The sequence below is a fragment of the Actinomadura sp. 9N215 genome (assembly GCF_044326345.1).
GTDB lineage: Bacteria > Actinomycetota > Actinomycetes > Streptosporangiales > Streptosporangiaceae > Spirillospora.
This window is the reverse complement of record NZ_JBIRBA010000007.1, coordinates 271,019-286,348: the sequence shown is the minus strand read 5'-3', so window position 1 is coordinate 286,348 and position 15,330 is coordinate 271,019. Positions and strand designations below refer to the sequence as shown.

General features: G+C 70.0%; 20 protein-coding genes. 9 read left to right on the top strand and 11 right to left on the bottom strand.

The window, feature by feature from the left end; genetic code table 11:
- Positions 1–21 precede the first annotated feature (21 nt).
- Positions 22–2,307, bottom strand: a complete 2,286-nt coding sequence (locus ACH34T_RS15140; RefSeq protein ID WP_395992724.1) for a hypothetical protein — start codon at positions 2,305–2,307, stop codon at positions 22–24.
- Entirely contained in the window at positions 2,307–4,151 is a 1,845-nt protein-coding gene (locus tag ACH34T_RS15135; protein WP_395992723.1) for an HSP90 family protein, read from the bottom strand. The genes ACH34T_RS15140 and ACH34T_RS15135 overlap by 1 nt, the downstream gene beginning before the upstream one ends.
- An 85-nt stretch (positions 4,152–4,236) precedes the next feature.
- On the opposite strand from ACH34T_RS15135, the gene ACH34T_RS15130 reads away from it, so the two are divergent.
- Positions 4,237–5,040 carry an SAM-dependent methyltransferase gene (locus ACH34T_RS15130; RefSeq protein WP_395992722.1) on the top strand — a complete coding sequence of 268 codons (804 nt, stop codon included), beginning with the start codon at positions 4,237–4,239 and terminating at the stop codon, positions 5,038–5,040.
- Positions 5,041–5,259: 219 nt separating this feature from the next.
- Here ACH34T_RS15130 and ACH34T_RS15125 read toward each other — a convergent pair whose 3' ends face one another.
- Complete coding sequence (locus ACH34T_RS15125; RefSeq protein ID WP_395992721.1) at positions 5,260–5,838, bottom strand: dihydrofolate reductase family protein; 579 nt, start codon at positions 5,836–5,838, stop codon at positions 5,260–5,262.
- A 120-nt stretch (positions 5,839–5,958) separates the two neighbouring features.
- Here ACH34T_RS15125 and ACH34T_RS15120 point away from each other — a divergent pair, with 120 nt between their 5' ends.
- Both ACH34T_RS15120 and ACH34T_RS15115 read left to right on the top strand, forming a co-directional pair.
- Positions 5,959–6,849 (top strand): LysR family transcriptional regulator, encoded by an 891-nt coding sequence (locus tag ACH34T_RS15120; protein ID WP_395992720.1) that lies wholly within the window; start codon positions 5,959–5,961, stop codon positions 6,847–6,849.
- Positions 6,830–7,078 carry a hypothetical protein gene (locus ACH34T_RS15115; protein ID WP_395992719.1) on the top strand — a complete coding sequence of 83 codons (249 nt, stop codon included), beginning with the start codon at positions 6,830–6,832 and terminating at the stop codon, positions 7,076–7,078. Before ACH34T_RS15120 ends, ACH34T_RS15115 begins: the two co-directional genes overlap by 20 nt.
- Positions 7,079–7,154: 76 nt before the next feature.
- Here ACH34T_RS15115 and ACH34T_RS15110 read toward each other — a convergent pair whose 3' ends face one another.
- Positions 7,155–7,523 carry a nuclear transport factor 2 family protein gene (locus tag ACH34T_RS15110; protein WP_395992718.1) on the bottom strand — a complete coding sequence of 123 codons (369 nt, stop codon included), beginning with the start codon at positions 7,521–7,523 and terminating at the stop codon, positions 7,155–7,157.
- A gap of 98 nt (positions 7,524–7,621) precedes the next feature.
- Between ACH34T_RS15110 and ACH34T_RS15105 the strand changes: the two genes are divergently transcribed.
- Positions 7,622–8,125, top strand: a complete 504-nt coding sequence (locus ACH34T_RS15105) for a winged helix-turn-helix transcriptional regulator (protein WP_395992717.1) — start codon at positions 7,622–7,624, stop codon at positions 8,123–8,125.
- A 392-nt stretch (positions 8,126–8,517) separates the two neighbouring features.
- Here the strand turns inward: ACH34T_RS15105 and ACH34T_RS15100 are convergent, their stop codons facing one another.
- A complete protein-coding gene (locus tag ACH34T_RS15100) occupies positions 8,518–8,874 on the bottom strand; it encodes a winged helix-turn-helix transcriptional regulator (RefSeq protein ID WP_395992716.1) in 357 nt (118 codons plus the stop codon).
- Positions 8,875–8,906: 32 nt separating this feature from the next.
- Here ACH34T_RS15100 and ACH34T_RS15095 point away from each other — a divergent pair, with 32 nt between their 5' ends.
- The gene (locus ACH34T_RS15095) at positions 8,907–9,794 is read left to right on the top strand and encodes an NAD(P)-dependent oxidoreductase (protein ID WP_395992715.1); all 888 of its coding nucleotides are present in this window, start codon (positions 8,907–8,909) and stop codon (positions 9,792–9,794) included.
- Between the two features lie 9 nt (positions 9,795–9,803).
- On the opposite strand, the gene ACH34T_RS15090 is transcribed toward ACH34T_RS15095, so the two are convergent.
- Positions 9,804–11,273, bottom strand: a complete 1,470-nt coding sequence (locus tag ACH34T_RS15090) for an FAD-binding protein (RefSeq protein ID WP_395992714.1) — start codon at positions 11,271–11,273, stop codon at positions 9,804–9,806.
- 137 nt (positions 11,274–11,410) lie between these two features.
- Here ACH34T_RS15090 and ACH34T_RS15085 point away from each other — a divergent pair, with 137 nt between their 5' ends.
- Positions 11,411–12,034 carry a TetR/AcrR family transcriptional regulator gene (locus ACH34T_RS15085; RefSeq protein ID WP_395992713.1) on the top strand — a complete coding sequence of 208 codons (624 nt, stop codon included), beginning with the start codon at positions 11,411–11,413 and terminating at the stop codon, positions 12,032–12,034.
- 79 nt (positions 12,035–12,113) lie between these two features.
- Here the strand turns inward: ACH34T_RS15085 and ACH34T_RS15080 are convergent, their stop codons facing one another.
- The 5 genes from ACH34T_RS15080 to ACH34T_RS15060 form a co-directional block, all read right to left on the bottom strand.
- Entirely contained in the window at positions 12,114–12,347 is a 234-nt protein-coding gene (locus tag ACH34T_RS15080) for a hypothetical protein (protein ID WP_395992712.1), read from the bottom strand.
- Between the two features lie 119 nt (positions 12,348–12,466).
- Complete coding sequence (locus ACH34T_RS15075; RefSeq protein ID WP_395992711.1) at positions 12,467–12,679, bottom strand: hypothetical protein; 213 nt, start codon at positions 12,677–12,679, stop codon at positions 12,467–12,469.
- Positions 12,680–13,092: 413 nt separating this feature from the next.
- Positions 13,093–13,284 carry a DUF397 domain-containing protein gene (locus ACH34T_RS15070; RefSeq protein ID WP_395992710.1) on the bottom strand — a complete coding sequence of 64 codons (192 nt, stop codon included), beginning with the start codon at positions 13,282–13,284 and terminating at the stop codon, positions 13,093–13,095.
- Positions 13,284–13,466, bottom strand: coding sequence for a DUF397 domain-containing protein (locus ACH34T_RS15065; RefSeq protein WP_395992709.1), 183 nt, complete (start codon positions 13,464–13,466; stop codon positions 13,284–13,286). The genes ACH34T_RS15070 and ACH34T_RS15065 overlap by 1 nt, the downstream gene beginning before the upstream one ends.
- A complete protein-coding gene (locus ACH34T_RS15060; RefSeq protein WP_395992708.1) occupies positions 13,463–14,293 on the bottom strand; it encodes a helix-turn-helix domain-containing protein in 831 nt (276 codons plus the stop codon). Before ACH34T_RS15060 ends, ACH34T_RS15065 begins: the two co-directional genes overlap by 4 nt.
- Before the next feature lie 111 nt (positions 14,294–14,404).
- Between ACH34T_RS15060 and ACH34T_RS15055 the strand changes: the two genes are divergently transcribed.
- The 3 genes from ACH34T_RS15055 to ACH34T_RS15045 are packed head-to-tail and all read left to right on the top strand — an operon-like array spanning position 14,405 to position 15,329.
- Entirely contained in the window at positions 14,405–14,848 is a 444-nt protein-coding gene (locus ACH34T_RS15055; RefSeq protein ID WP_395992707.1) for an ATP-binding protein, read from the top strand.
- Positions 14,845–14,985, top strand: a complete 141-nt coding sequence (locus tag ACH34T_RS15050) for a hypothetical protein (RefSeq protein ID WP_395992706.1) — start codon at positions 14,845–14,847, stop codon at positions 14,983–14,985. The genes ACH34T_RS15055 and ACH34T_RS15050 overlap by 4 nt, the downstream gene beginning before the upstream one ends.
- Positions 14,979–15,329 (top strand): hypothetical protein, encoded by a 351-nt coding sequence (locus tag ACH34T_RS15045; RefSeq protein WP_395992705.1) that lies wholly within the window; start codon positions 14,979–14,981, stop codon positions 15,327–15,329. Before ACH34T_RS15050 ends, ACH34T_RS15045 begins: the two co-directional genes overlap by 7 nt.
- Position 15,330 lies beyond the last annotated feature (1 nt).

Below are 15,330 nucleotides of genomic sequence, written 5' to 3'. Positions count from 1 at the left end.
CCTATCGCCCTATCGGCCCGTCTATGTCGGCTCTGTCGGTGCGTCGGCGATCGCGTGCAGGCGGCGGGTGTGGAAGCCGGCGCCGGTGAGCTCCTGCCAACGGGTGGCGAAGAAGGTCAGCTCGGTGCGGTAGTCGGCGGCGAGCCTGGCGTAGGTCCAGCCTTCTTCGGCCGGGCAGCAGTCGTGCTCCGGCCACGTCCAGGTCTCGTCCTGGCCGCGGGCCGCGATCAGGCGGCAGGCCAGCACGGCCGCGGCGCACGGGCGGAGCATGTCGAAGGTGAACTCGGTGTCGTCGTAGTAGACGTGGAACATGTCCAGCGTGCCGCGGATCAGCTCCTTGGCGCGGGCGACGTCGCCGGTCCGGGCGCAGAACTCCAGGTGGGCGGCGACCGCCCACGGTCCCTCCGCGTTCGCGAAGGTGCGCTCGTGGATCTCGCGCGCCTTGACGTCCTCGCCCGCACGCAGGTACGGGACGATCAGGCGCTCCTCCCCGTCCCCGCCGGACAGCGCCGGCCCTATCGTCGCGAGCACGTCGGCGTCGAGGCCGAGGTCCAGCCACCAGCCCGTCCGGCGGAGGACGTTCGGCCAGGTGGCGTAGTCGTCGCAGGAGGACGGCAGGGCCTCGAACGCCGCCCAGGCCGCGCGGGCCGCCGCCACGTCGCCGCGGCGGACCTGTAGCTCGGTCTCGTACCAGCGCAGATGGTGCAGGTCATGGGCGCCGGGACGGCAGTGCCGCCCCAGCATGCCGAGCAGGTCGCGGATCTGCGCGGCGTGGACGGTCGCGCGCGTCAGCACGCGGTCCAGGACGTCGGGCGCCGCCGTCCACAGCCGGTCGAGGCGTTCGCCGCCGAGCAGGGACGGGTCCGCGTCGTGCAGGCGGACGATGGCCGTGAACGCCGCGAACAGGTCGGGCCGCATCACCGTGGGCTTGTACGCCAGCAGCTCGTCGAGATAGGCGAACCGGATATCGAGGAGAGCGTCCCGCTCGCCCGTCGCGAACGCGTTCTGCATGAGCCGCTGGAGATGGACGACCCGCTCCGCACGCCGGTCGAACTCGGGCGTCCGGCCGAGTTCCTTACGAAGTTCGTCCGTCGTGGCCGCCGCGAGGTGCGGGGAGAGCCGCGGCTTCACGCGGTGGGCGGGCTCGCTCACCGGGGCGGGGAGTTCGAGGCGGTCGACGAGCGGCTCGGCGTGCAGCCGCTTCATGATCGCCTCGGTGCTGAAGGACGTGCCGTCCAGCTCGTCGAGCTTCATCGCGAACTCCAGCGCCCACCAGCGCTTCTGCCCGCCGAGTTCGGCGTAGGAGCGGAGGGGGGCGGACTCGCAGTCGCATCCGTCCTCCTCGCAGGACCAGGCCCACTCCGCGTCGAGGCCCCGTTCGGCGGCGCGGTTGCACAGCAGCGCGACCGCGGCCGCCGTCCACATCTGCTGGACCGTCGTGACCGTGCCGCCCAGCCGTTCGAGGTTGCGGTGCAGGACGTCGAGCCCGCGCTCCTCGTTGCCGGTGCGGGCGCAGAACTCCAGGTGGGCGGCGATGTCCTCCAGCTTCATGCCGGTCCGCGCGTAGGTGCTCTGATGCGCCGCGACGGCCTCGTCCGTCCGGCCGGTGCGCAGGTACGGCATGAGCAGGCCGTCCACGTACACGTGGCCTTCGCGCGGCGTGATCTGGCCGGTCAGCACGGGCGTGAGGGTCTCGATGGCGCGGTCGTCCCGGCCGAGGCGCTCCCACATCGTGGCGCCCACCTCGGCCACGCCGTCGGGCAGGACGTGCCCGACCGGCATCTCCGCCAGCTGGAACGACCGCCAGAGCCGTTCGACCTCGGCCACGTTCCCGCGGCGCGCCTCGATCTCCATGCGGTAGTGGCCGAGGACGGTGCGGACCTTCGTCCGGGACGGCGGGCACTGGCGTTCGAGCTCGTCGATCAGGCGGTGGACGCGCGCGGCCGGCTCCGGATAAAGGCGGATGAAAATGTCGAGGATGTTGAAGAACTGGTTCCACATCGCGGTGACGTTGTGCTCGGGGAAGGCGTCCGGCTCGTCCCGCCACATCGTGAGGCAGAAGCGGAGCAGGCCGAGCCATTCGCTGAAGATCTCCCGCGTGTCCTTCTTCCACTCCTTGCCGCGCAGCGACCAGCCGTACGCGAGCCGGGCCTCGAAGAGCAGCTCGGTGTCGCCGAGCGCCTCGGCCTCGCCGAGGATGTCCTGCATCGTCCGCCAGTAGGTCTCCTTGCCCTCGCCTTCGTTGTCGTCGGGGTCGAGCTCGTACGCGTCGTCGAGCCTTTCGCGCAGTTCGTCCCTGGTGGCCATCAGGCGCCCGGCGCCTGGTGGATCGCGTGCTCGACGAGGCCGAGGAACGCGCGGTTCACGCTCGCCGCGTCGCCGGGCCGGACTACGCGCTGCCCCGCCAGCAGCGCGTACCCGTACAGCGCCTCGACCGACAGCCGGACGAGCCGCGCGTCCGCCGTCGAGGTGAGGCGGGCGACCAGCGGGTTGCGGTGGTTGAAGACGAGCAGCGGCTTCGGCTGCTCGGCCGCGGCGCCGCCGTCGGCGAACTCCGCCCAGACGTCCCCGGCCTCCTCCAGCTCGGCCCGCAGGTCGGCGGCGCGCCGCGCCTCCCGTCCCTCCAGGTAGAGGACGGGCAGCTCCGCGGGCGAGAAGGACCGCAGCACCGGCTCGCAGCCGTGCGCCGCGACGGCCTCGCGCGCGGCGCCGAGGAACTCCCGCACCGCGAACTCGGCGGCGGGATCGAGCGGGTCGAACCGGGTCGCGAGCTCCGCCTGGTCGAGCCGCCGCACCTCAAGGTCGGGATCGAGCAGGCGCAGCCGCTGCAGGATCTCCATGTGGTACGTGTAGCCGCCGTTGACCAGCGCGAGGCCCTGCGCCGCCGCGATCCCCGCCAGCTGCGCGAACTCGTCGCCCGTGGCCGTCACGTGGACGGTCCGGTGCCGGTGCCGGAACTCGTTGAGCGTGAGCCGTCCCTCGCTGGTCTCGAACTCGATCCACTCGTCCACGATGCGGAGCATCTCGACGTCGTGCAGCGCCAGCGCCATCACGCCCCGGTAATGGACGGTGAGGAACGTCCGGAGCCGCTCGGGATCGGTCGTCGCGAGCCGCACCAGCCAGGCGCGCAGCTGCTCGCCCAGCGCCTTCCTCGTGTCGGCGAGCAGGTCGTCGTCGTAGAGCTGCTCGCGGCTCGCGGTGGGCCGCAGCTCGTCCGCGTTGATCACGCAGCGGACGAAGAACGCCCAGCCGGGCAGCGGCTTCTCCACCCGCTCGCCCATGAGCATCCGCTTCAGGTAGACCTTGTGCGCCTCCGGCTCGCCGGGATGCGACTCGTACGGCAGCACGAACGCGACGCCGTCCAGGCCCGCCTCGGGGACCGCGAGGTCGATCACGTCGAACGGCCGCCGTCCGAGCAGCGCGGCGCCGTGCCGCAGCAGGGACTCCCGCCTTGCGTCCGGGTCGGGATGCGGGGCCCGCCACGGCACCTCGCCGGACGTGATCCGCTCCTCGCCGACGCGCACCTCGTACGGCAGCAGCGAGCCGTAGTGCCGCGCCAGCTCCGTGACGGTGGACGCGCCGAGCCAGTGCTCGAAGTCCCTGCGGGCGTGCAGCGTGACGGTCGTGCCCTGCTCGTCCCGCGCGGGCCCGTCGGACACCGTGTAGTGCCCGTCCGCGTGCCCGTGCCAGTAGACGGTCGCCGCGTCGCCCGGCCCGCGTGTGACCACCTCGATCTCGTCGGCGACGAGGAAGCAGGACAGCAGCCCGATGCCGAACTGCCCGAGGAAGTCGTGCCGGGCGAGCCCGAGCGAGTCGCGCTTGGACGAGCCGCCGATCGTGGCGAGCAGCTCGTGCACCTGCGGCTCGGTCAGGCCGATCCCGTGGTCGTGGATCCGCAACGTCCCGTCCCCGGTCACCTCACCCGGCTCGATCAGAATCCCCCCGGTGACCGCCCTGTCGCGTCCGGCCGCCCCGTCCGCCTGGCCGTGGACGGTGGGCGAGGCGTCCGCCGCGTCCGCCTGGAGGCGGGCGGTGGTCGCGTCGACGGCGTTCTGGAGCAGCTCGCGCACGTACACGCGCGGGCTGCTGTAGAGGTGCCGGCTGAGGAGGTCGACGATTCCCTGGAGGTCAACGTTGAAGCTGTGTCGCACCCGAGCCACCGTAACCGACCCTGATCTTCCGGGCGGACCGCCTCGAAAACGATCACCATCCCGAAACCGGGCTATTCTCTAGCGCATGATCGGCGACGAGGGCGAGACCGCGCCCCAGGGAATCGACGTCACCACGCCGCACATCGCCCGCATCTACGACTACTGGCTCGGCGGCAAGGACAACTACGCCGCCGACCGCGCGGCCGCCGAGCAGGTCATGGCGGCGACGCCAACGATCAAGCCGGGCGTCACGGCGAACCGGGCGTTCCTCAGCCGGGCGGTCCGCCACATGGCGGGGGAGGGCGTCGTCCAGTTCCTCGACATCGGCACCGGCATCCCCACGGCCGACAACACGCACCTGGTCGCGCAGGCCGTGAATCCGGCGAGCCGCGTCGTGTACGTCGACAACGACCCGATCGTCCTCAACCATGCCCGGGCGCTGCTGTCCGGCGTCACCGCGCCCACGGCGTTCATCGACTCCGACCTGCGCGACACCCACCGCATCCTGGACGAGGCCGCCGGGTTGCTCGACTTCGACCGTCCGGTGGGCCTGCTGCTGATCGCGATCCTGCACTGCGTCCCGGACGCCGACGACCCCCGGGGCCTCGTCCGCACCCTGCTGGACGCGCTCGCCCCCGGCAGCTTCCTCGCCATCACCCACCCGGGCATCGACCAGCTCCCCGAGCAGATGGCGGCCGCCGAGAAGGCCCTCACGAAGGCCATGGGCTTCCGGGTCACGTTCCGCACCCACGAGGGCGTCAGCCGCTTCTTCGACGGCCTCGACCTCCTCGACCCCGGCGTCGTCCCCGTCCAGGACTGGCGGCCCGACCCCGACGCGCTGCCGTCCGCCACCACCGGCATGTGGGGCGCGGTGGCCCGCAAACCCTGACGCTCTCCCGCCCGCCACAGCCTGCGCGCGCCCGCGAATCCTGACGTCCGCCCTTCCGCCAGCATGAGACCGGCGACGATGCCGCCCACAATGCTCACCTTGTCGTCGGCCTCGGAATTTGACGCTCGTTGTCCGGAGCCTCGGGGTCGGAGCGGACGGTGAAATCGCCCCACTCCTCGACGACCAGGCGCATCTGCAGGACGCTGCGGGAGGACGCCGTCACCGGAGGGTGGGGCGGTAGACGAGTTCCTGGGTGTGGCCGTCGAGCGTCCGGCTTTCGAGCAGTTCGAGGTCGAAGTCGGCCGCGCCGCCGAGGATCGGGCTGGTCCCCGTCCGTCCGGAGATGGCGGGGAAGATCGTCACCTGCAGGCGGTCGACCAGTCCGGCGGCCATCAGCGCCCGGTTCAGCGACAGGCTGGCCTGCGAGCGCAGCGGCACGTCCGACTCCTTCTTGAGCCGGGTGACAATGTCCACGGCGTCACCGCTGACGATGGTCGCGTCCGGCCAGCCGAGGGTGTCGCGCAACGTGGAGGACACCACCGTCGCCGGCATGCGCATCGTCCGGACGTTCCACTCGTCGAGCGTGTTCGGGTCGATGCCCGAGGTCATGATCTGCGCGGTCTCCCGGAAGGTGGTGGCGCCGAAGACCATCCGCTGCTCGGTGTCGAACTGGGCGGCGCGGTGTTCGAGCAGCTCGGGGCCTTGCTTGCCCCAGTAGCCGCCCCAGTCGGCGCCCTCCACGTAGGAGCCGTAGCCGTCGAGGGTGGAGAAGACGTCCCAGGTGTAGACAGCGGTCATGTCGGTTCCCATCTCGGTCGGCGGCTGGTGGACGTTCAGATGCCGACCAGCTTGTTGCCTAGACGGCGATGAGTCCAATGCATTGTTGTCATGAGACCGATCGCGATTCACCATTGCTGCGTGAACCTCCAGCAGCTGAGATATGTCGTCGCCGTGGCCGAGCTCGGCAACTTCACCCGCGCCTCCGAGCGGTGCTCCGTCGTGCAGTCGGCGTTGAGCCATCAGGTCGCGAAGCTCGAACAGGAGCTGGGCGCCCGGCTCTTCCACCGCACGAGCAGGTCGGTGGCGTTGACGCCGGCGGGCGCGGCCTTCCTCCCGGGAGCGCGCGAGTGCCTCGCCGCCGCGGAGCGGGCGCAGGCCGAGGTCTACGCGGCGACCGGAGAGATCCGCGGCCGGCTCGCCGTCGGCATGATCCCGACGGCGGCGGCCGTCGACGTCCCGGCGGTGCTGCGATCTTTCCACCAGGAACACCCGCAGGTGCGGGTCAGTCTGCTCACCGGCGGCAGCGACGTCCTCGCCGACCAGGTCCGGGGCGGTGCGCTCGACGTCGCGTTCCTGGGCCTGGCCGAGGACGTCGAGCTCCCCCACCTCAACAGCCGGCCGCTCGCCCGCGACCCGCTGGCCGCGCTGCTGGCACCCGGCCACCGGCTCGCCGGCCGCCGCCGCATCCGGCTGGAGGCGATCGCCGCCGAGGAGTTCGTGGACTTCCCCGCCGGCACGACCGGCCGCGTCCAGGCCGACCACGCTTTCCTCACCGCCGGTCTGGAGCGCACGGTCGCCTTCGAGATCACCGACCCCCAGATCATGGCGCGGCTCGTGGCCGAAGGTCTCGGCGTCGCCCTCCTCGCCTCCACCTATGCGGTGCGGCTACCAGGAGTGACCGTCGTCCCCGTGGTGAACACCTCGTACCGCGTCGAACACCTGATCTGGAGCCGCCTCGGACCGACACCGGCAGCGGACGCCTTCATCACCCGCGCGATGCGCCGCGTACATGCAGGCCGTCGAGGATGAGGCCTCCGAACTGCACGCGGCGTGCAAAGCGGTGCTCGCCGCCGGTGAGGAGTTGGTGGCGCGGGCGCGAACGTCCGGCGACATACGCCAGGACGTCACCGCCCCGGACCTGTACGCACTGGTCAACGCGGCGGCATGGGCGGGCGAGCACAGCTCCCCATCCCAGGGCGCCCGGCCACTGGCCTTCGGACTGGACGGATTCCGGACCTCCGCCACCGATCACGAGTGATCGCCCGCCCGGCCTCGGCGGTCGTCGCGAGCGGCAGTCGTTGCGAGCGGATGGTCGTTGCTGGCGGTGGTCGTTGCTAGCGGTGGTCGTTCTCCTTGAGCTCGACGACCCAGGCGCGGCGCTCGGCGATCTTGCCGTCCCGCATGACGAACACCTCGGCCATGGACATGCGCATCGCACCGCCCGCGGCCCGCCGCGCCGTGCCCGTCATCTCCGCCATGACGACGTCGTCCTGCTCGACCATGCGCACGATCTCCAGCTCGGGCGGGTCGATGAACTCGGGCGCGCCGTCGATGGCCTTGTCGTAGGCGTCCTTGCCGGTCAGGCGGAAGGCGCCGAAGACCGTCCACACGATGTCGTCGGTCAGGCAGGACAGGATCTGCTCGTGATCGTTCTTGCGGAAGCCGTCCACATAGGTCTTGACCGTCTCGATGTTGCGCGACATGGCGTTTCCCCCCAGATCCAAGTGCTTGCACCCTGCAAGCGCTCCACACCGTAACGAAAAGTGCAGGTAGAATGCAAGCACTCGACTCGGGAGGTGCGATGACCGGCGGTCCGCGGTCCGGATGCCCCATCAACGCGGCGGTCGAGGTGCTCGGGGACCGCTGGACCCTGCTCGTCCTGCGGGACGTGATACTCGGCGACCGGCGGCACTTCCGGCAGCTCCAGTCGCAGTCGGAGGAGGGCATCGCCTCGAACATCCTGGCCGACCGCCTGCGGAGCCTCGTCGAGGCGGGCCTCCTCACCCGCGACGACGCGGGACGCGGGCAGCGCGCGACCTACAGCCTCACCGAATCGGCCATCCAGCTCGTCCCGATCATCGTGCACCTGGGCGCCTGGGGCTCGCGGCACCGTCCCACCAGCCCGGTCCTGCGCGCGGGCGCGGAGTTCATGGAAGCGGCCGGCCCCGAACTCTGGGACGACCTCATGGCCGAACTACGCGAACGCCATCTCGGCATCCCCCGCCCCGCCACCACCGGCCCCACCGCCACCGAACGCCTGGCCGCCGCCTACGAGACCATCGTCGCCACCCACCAAAACGACTGAGGGCCTGCCCGCCGCCGCCACAGTCCGCCCAGAGGACGTTCCCGGACGGCGGCGCAAGCCCGCCAGGCTCAACCGCCGGGCCTTCGCGTAGTGAAACGTCCCCAGTCGCATTCCGCCATTAGAGTGTGCAATCCCCGCCCGCGTCCATACACGCGAATTTAACCCGCACCCGTTTTCCCTGACTGGCGCCGCCTCCTATCGCGCACCGTCAATCTGCAACACCATTCTGCTCTTTACCCCGCCCACCCGGGAACGGCCCGGTTCCCGGGGAACGCCCGCGGATGGCCACCTTTTTGTGGGTACTTGTCGGCGGGCCTGGCGTGGCCTGAAGCTTGGTGGTGGGCGGCCGAAGGCCGCCGAATCCACACGAGACGGGGGAGGTGGACGGCGCATCAGGAGACCGATCGGGATTCGGCCAGCCGCTCCAGGCGGCGGTGGCCCCAGTCAGAAAGCGGCGCCAGCGCTTCGGAGAGTTCACGGCCGAACGCGGTCAGCGAATACACGGTCTTCAGCGGCCGCACATCGTGCACCTCACGATGGACCAGACCGTCGGCCTCCATCTCCCGGAGTGTCTGAGTCAGCACTTTCTCGCTGAGGCCCGGCACCCGCCGCCGCAACTCGCCGGGGCGGTACGGACGGGATTCCAGAAGCCAGAGCAAAAGCGTCTTCCACTTGCCGTCGATCACGGCGACCGCCGCGGTCACTCCGCAGACGTTCGGGTCCTGGGCACGGCTGCGCGTCATCTCCATCCCCCATTCATCGGTTATCGAGGAGTCGAGGCATGACCTCTGAACATTCTGCCGCCACCGTGACCGTCCTCGGTCTCGGGCCGATGGGCCGGGCCCTGGCCGGCGCGTTCCTGGACGCCGGAATCCCGACCACGGTCTGGAACCGCACCCCGGGCAAGGACCGGGACTTGGCCGCACGGGGCGCGATCAGCGCCCCGGCACCCGAGGACGCGGTCGCCGCGAGCGCGCTGACGGTGGTCTGCGTGGTGGACTACGACGCGGCGGACGCCGTCCTGCGGCGCGACGAGGTCACCCGCGCGCTCAAGGACCGCACGGTCGCCAACCTCACCGCCGACACCCCCGACCGCGCCCGGCAGACCGCGGACTGGGCGGCCGAACACGGCATCGGCTACCTGGACGGCGCCATCATGACGCCGACCACGACCATCGGAACCCCGGACGCCGTGCTCCTCCTCAGCGGCCCCGAGGACCTCTACCGACGTCACCGTCCGGTACTCGACGCGCTCGGCGGCAACCAAACCCACCTCGGCGAGGACATCGGCCGCGCGGCCGCCTACGACGTCGCCCTGCTCGACTTCTTCTGGACCACGATGACGGGCTACGCCCACGCGCTGGCCGTGGCGAGGGCCGAAGGCGTCAGCGCACGGGAACTGGCGCCGTTCGCCAAGGGCATCGGCGCGCTCCTCCCGCCGTTCATCGAGCAGTCGGCGGAGGACGTCGACAACGGGCGATACTCCGGCGAGGACAGCCCGATCACTTCGGCGGCGGCGTCCATGTCCCACATCGTCCACATCTCCGAGACCCACGGCGTCGACGCGGGCGTCATGCGCGCCGCCGAGGGCCTCGCCCGCCGCGTCATCGGACAGGGGCACGGCGAGAACGGCTTCCTCCAGATCACCGAACTCCTGCAGCCCCGCTGACCAGCGCGTTCACCCGTCGGCGCCGCCCTCGGGCAGGGGAGTGGCGGAGAACACACCGTCCGGGTCCACCGCGGATTTGATCGCCAGGAGCCGGGCGGTGTTGGCGCCGTACGCGTGCGCGATCTGCCCGGCGTCGTCCGGGCCGAGCAGGTTGGCGTAGCCGCCCGGAAGCGCATGCGGGGCAAGCGCGGCGGACACAGACTCAGCCCAGCCCAGATGCACCGCGCCGTTGTCCGCGCCGCTGTCCGCGCCGTTGTCCGCGCCGCCGTCCGCGCCGCCGTCCGCGCCGCCGTCCGTGTCGCTGTCCGTGTCGCCGGGCCAGATGGCGATGACCTCCGCCATCAGATGCGGCTCCCGCATCGCGAAGGCCGTGTCGGCGACGGGCACGCAGGCGGCGGCGCCGTGAAAGTGGTGCATTGAAAGCGCCGAAGTGGCCGACGGCAACGCACCACCCGCCTCCACGAGCGCCGCGCCGACCGGAGACGTCAGCCCGGACACCGAACGCGTGCGCATGACGACATGCCGTCCCGGCGGAAACATGGCGTCGCGCCCGGCAACGGCAGTCGCCAACGGCATCGCGTCCAGCTGGACGGCCAGCGGACTGCCCAACCGCGTAAGCGCCCCCAACGGCCCATCGTCGACCCGGCCAAGCTCAGGAGCACCACACCACGTCGGCAACAGCATCACGACCGGGCCGCCGTCCGGACCGGCGGCCACGGCGGTCTGCACGGTCAGCTCGTCCGGGCCGCTGAACAGCATCTCGCGGAGCCCGTCGAACACCTGCCCCGCCTGCGCCCACGGGTAGATCACCACGCCCGTCACCACGGACGGAATCGCGTGCAACCGGATCCGCGCCGACGTCACGACGCCGAAGTTGCCCCCACCACCACGCAGCGCCCAGAAGAGATCAGGTTCGCGCTCGGCGTCGACCTGCACGACCGACCCATCGGCCAGCACCACCTCAGCCCCGACCAGGTTGTCGGCGGCGAGACCCAGACGCCCGGCCAACGGCCCGTACCCGCCCCCCAACGTCAAGCCGACGACACCGACCGTGCCGATGGTCCCGGTCGCGGCGACCAGCCCGAACGGCTCCGCCGCCGCCAGCAGATCGTTCGCCGCGGCCCCGCCGCCCACCTCGGCGCAACGCTGCTCGGCATCGATCCGGACGTCGCTCATCCCGGTCATGTCCAACGTCAGCCCGCCATCGCGCAAGGCACGTCCGGCCCAGTCGTGCCCGCGTCCTCGCACCGACAGCGGCAGCCCGTACTCGCGCGCCGTCCGGACGCCCGCCTGGACGTCACCCGTCCCGCCGCACCGCACCACCACGGCCGGACGACGTGAGACCGCCCCGTTCCACAGCGCAGTCGCCGCCGCGTACTCGGGGCCCTCGGTCACCACCCGCTCAGCGGGGATCAGGCGGCGCAGCGCATCAGCGGCGTCCGCCGCGCCCGGCCGTCCGGATGTGCTCTGCGTCGTCATGCCGACATCCCACTCTCAACGAGGAACCACCGCGGCGAACCACCTACCTGACGGGAAAGCTATTAGCGCACTCATCAGAGTGCAACTCTGATGAATAAATGCCTGGTCCATCCAGTGGGGAGGCTAAGGTCTCTGGCGTGCCTCCGACATCGACCGGTCGCCGCGCCGAGTACGCCGAGCTGACCCGGCAGGCGATCATCACCGCCGCACGGGAGCTGTTCGCCGAGCACGGGTACTTCGCGACGACCATCAACCAGATCGCCGAGCGGGCCAGGGTGGCGCCCGCCACCGTCTACGCCGTGACCGGCGGCAAGCACGGCCTCATCGCGACCCTGGTGGACCAGTGGAGCACCGCCCCGATCATCGCCGAACGCGGCGCCCGCATCTCCGCGGCCCGCGACCCGCGCGACGTCCTCCGGCTCACCGCCGAGGTCGTCCGGGACATGCGCAACCAGTACGGCGACATCATGCACACGGCCCGCAACGTCGCACCGCACGACAAGTCCGTAGCCGAGTCCCTGAACGCGGCCAACACCCGCTACCGCTCAGCCCTGGACGCCGTAGCCGACCACCTCGAAGCCTTGGACGCCCTAGGCGTCGACCTGGCCGCAGCACGCGACATCCTCTGGTTCTACTTCGGCTACACAGGCTTCTCGACCCTCGTCAACGAGAACAACTGGACCTACGACGCCGCCACCACCTGGCTAACCACCCAAACCGCCCACGCCCTGAAACTGAACGCCCCCACCTCACCCCGCTGACTCACCCGCACCCGGTACTCCGCTTGCACGCGCGCAAAAAAGCCCCCGGAGAGCCCCGGGGGCCTCGTGTCAGGGGCTGCTACTCCTCCACACCATCGACCTTGGCGACCAGCCGCGCCAGAACCTTTCTCATCTCCTCCTGGCCAGCCGCCAGCTTGCCGATCTCACCCATGATCAGGTTCACAGCCGAGCCGAGCTCCTGCCGGACCGAGCCGATCTCGCGGTTGAGGTCGTCCTTGGTGACAAGGTTCTTGAGGTCGTCCTTGGTGGCCAGATCGGCGAGGGTGACCTGTTCGAGGGGCTTCGAAGCCATGACGGGCATGGTATCTCCTATGTCTTCCCGGCGCGGTCGCCGGACGGGGGAGTCACATCCTCTCACGAGTCGGCACCCTCCGTGTTCGGTTGATCACTTAGAGGGATCGTGTCGCGGCACTAATCCGGTAGTTCGATGAGCACGGTCACTTCGAGCGGGTTACCGGACGGGACGCGGACGCGCAGTCGGTCGCCGTACGGCAGGGGGCGCAGGTAGATCACCCACGTGTCGTCCGGACGCTGCTCGGCCTCGGCGAGTTCGAGCCGGTCGGGGTCGTACCCGTGCTGGCACGCGGCGGCCTTGGCCAATCCGACGGCCTCCTCCTCCACCAAGGGCGGGTCTCCCGATTCCCCCTGGGGCCTGCCAGTGCGGGCCCGCCACCGGCGAAAGGTGGACCTGAACAGCGCGACGGCTCCGGCATCGGAGCGATTCCCGATCACACCCCCAACCCCGGCCGCGAGCGCGTAGGAGGCCACCGCCACAATGGTCTCCATCATGTCGGCCGGAGCCGCTGGCCCCGCCGCCCCTGTTTCCTCCGCCGGGCCTATGCCAGACGACAGCGGCCCCAAGGGCGCCCCGCAGTTGTCGCAGAACTGATGCTCGTCGACGTTGATCTCAGCGCCGCACATACCACACTGCTGGGGGCTGGTGTGGTCCGCTTTCTCGTGCTGCGCAGAATCCCCGGGGGCACCCATCGGGCGTAGGTCTCCTTCCAATTCCCCTGCCAGTGAAGCGCAAGAGGAAGTCAGAGATCGATTTCGTCTCGTCTGGCGCGGGCCAGAAGGTCGGCGAAGGCCTTGGGGGTGAGGGTGAGTTTGCCGAGGCCGGGGTTCTTGCTGTCGCGGATGCCGATGCCGGAGTTCAGGTCGGCGACCTCGACGCAAGCGCCCTGCTCGGTGCCGCTGTAGCTGGACTTGCGCCATGCCGTACCGCTCATCAGGGGACCTGACGCAGGGCGTGGATGAGGTCGGTGAAGGCTTTGGGGGTGAGGGTGAGGTGGCCGTGGTCGGGGTTCTTGCTGTCGCGGATGCCGACGCCGGGGGTCAGGTCGGCGACCTCGACGCAATCGCCCTGCTCGGGACCGCTGTAGCTGGACTTGCGCCACGCCGGACGGATCATCGCATCTCCTCCATTAGCTTCTGGATCAGCTTGCTGGACGAGCTTTCGTCGAGCGCCTTCGCGCTGATCCGCTCGAACCGTATCCCGTACGTTCTCACGTCGGGAGGAGCTGACACCAAACGTCCTGCTCCTGGGGATTCGGTGTAGGTAACCTCCCCGAAATCGTCGCCGCTCATGAGCTTGAAGGAGCCGCCGAGCCCAGCGTGTGCCCCGGTCTCCCATGTCCTCGGTAGCGCCCTCAGTATGACGTTGTCCCGCTGCGCCTCCTCTAGAAGGCGGGCCAACTGCCCGTACATGATCTCGGGAGAGCCAACTGGCCAGTCCAGGGCGTTCTGGGAGAGCAAGACGGTGAGATGCGGGGGAGTGTCCCGTAGGAGCAAGTCCTGTCGCTGGAGGCGATCCGCGAGGACCTTGTCGGGGTTTGGCTCGATACTCGACCGCAGCAGCGCTTCTGCGTACTCCGGCGTCTGGAGTAGCCCCGGGATGACGTTCGCCTCGTAGATCCTCAGCATCCCCGACTTCTGCTCGATCTTGAGGTGCTGGGCGAACCACTGGGGGTCGTGGCCGATCGAGGCGTACCAGACGAGCAGGTAGAAAAGCCGTCCGGTGTTCCAGAGCTTGTCGAGCGCGATCGCCTGGTTCGCGTCCAGTCGGTTCCGGCCCGATTCGATGCGGGACACCTGGGCCTTACCGACGTTGATGACCCGGCCGAGCGCCTCACCGGACATGCCTCGCTGGATGCGCTGGAACCGCATGTAGTAGGCCGCGAAGTCCCACATGTTGGTCTGCGGCTTGGGGAGCTCCTCGGCTGTGAGTTTTCGGGGCATTGACGCCTCCTTTGTTTCCACTTGTTGCTCTTGCTGATCGTATGCACGACAGAAGGCCAAACCTGAGAGAGCCTGTGACCTCGTTCACAACGAATTGTGGAAGGCGAGGTCATGGCGCTTTTGAAGACGAAAACGGGCGTGTCCCGGCAATTCGTTGCATCTCCGGCCGTTTCGGGGTTGGCTCGGGATCAGGTTTCCGGAGTGCTACGTGAGTGGGAGCTGCAATTCCTCGTGTCGGACGCGGTGCTCGTCATGGGGGAACTCGTGGCGAACGCGGTGAAGGTGTCCGGGAGGGGAGACGCGATCAAGGTGTACGTCGGGCTGCGGGCCGTCGGGGTCGTACTCGGGGTGTGGGACGGGTCCGATGAGCGGCCCGTGGCGCGGAACGTCGAGATCTCGCTGGACACGCTCGACCTCAGCGAGGAGAACTTCGACGACAACGGCGGGCGGGGCCTCGCGATAGTCGAGGCCTTGGCTTGGCGGTGCTGGACCGATCCGACCCCTCCCCACGGCAAGTGGGTGTGCGCGGCGCTCAGGACCGAGGCCCGTCGGTGATCGGGCGTGGCGAACTGGCGGAGATCTTCGGGACGGTGCTCGTGGGCGCGGGCGTCGCCATTGCCTTCGGGTACGTCGCGGCCGTGCTCACCTGGCCGTCCGTCCGGCGGGTCCTGAGGAAGGGCGTGCGGTGGTGATCGGGTCCGTCCAGCGGAGCGTGCTGTGGTGGCGGACGCGGCGGCGGCCGGAAATGGCGATCCGGTATCTGGAGGCGCTGGTCGTCGCGCTTGAGCCGGAGGGTTGGCGGTTCGTCCGCCTCTATCGGATCGAGGAGTTTCCGATTCCCGTGCCGCTGCTCTGGGTGTACGTCCGGCACGTCGGGATCGCGGTGAGCGTGCTCGCCGTCCCGGGAGGGTCGTGGGCCTACTACGAGGCGCACCGGGGCCGGGCGGGATACCTGGCGGTCTGCGGGGACGCCGGGACGGCCGCCGAGGTCGTCGGACGCCAGCTCAAGCGCCGGATGTTCCCGGGCACCTGGTAGG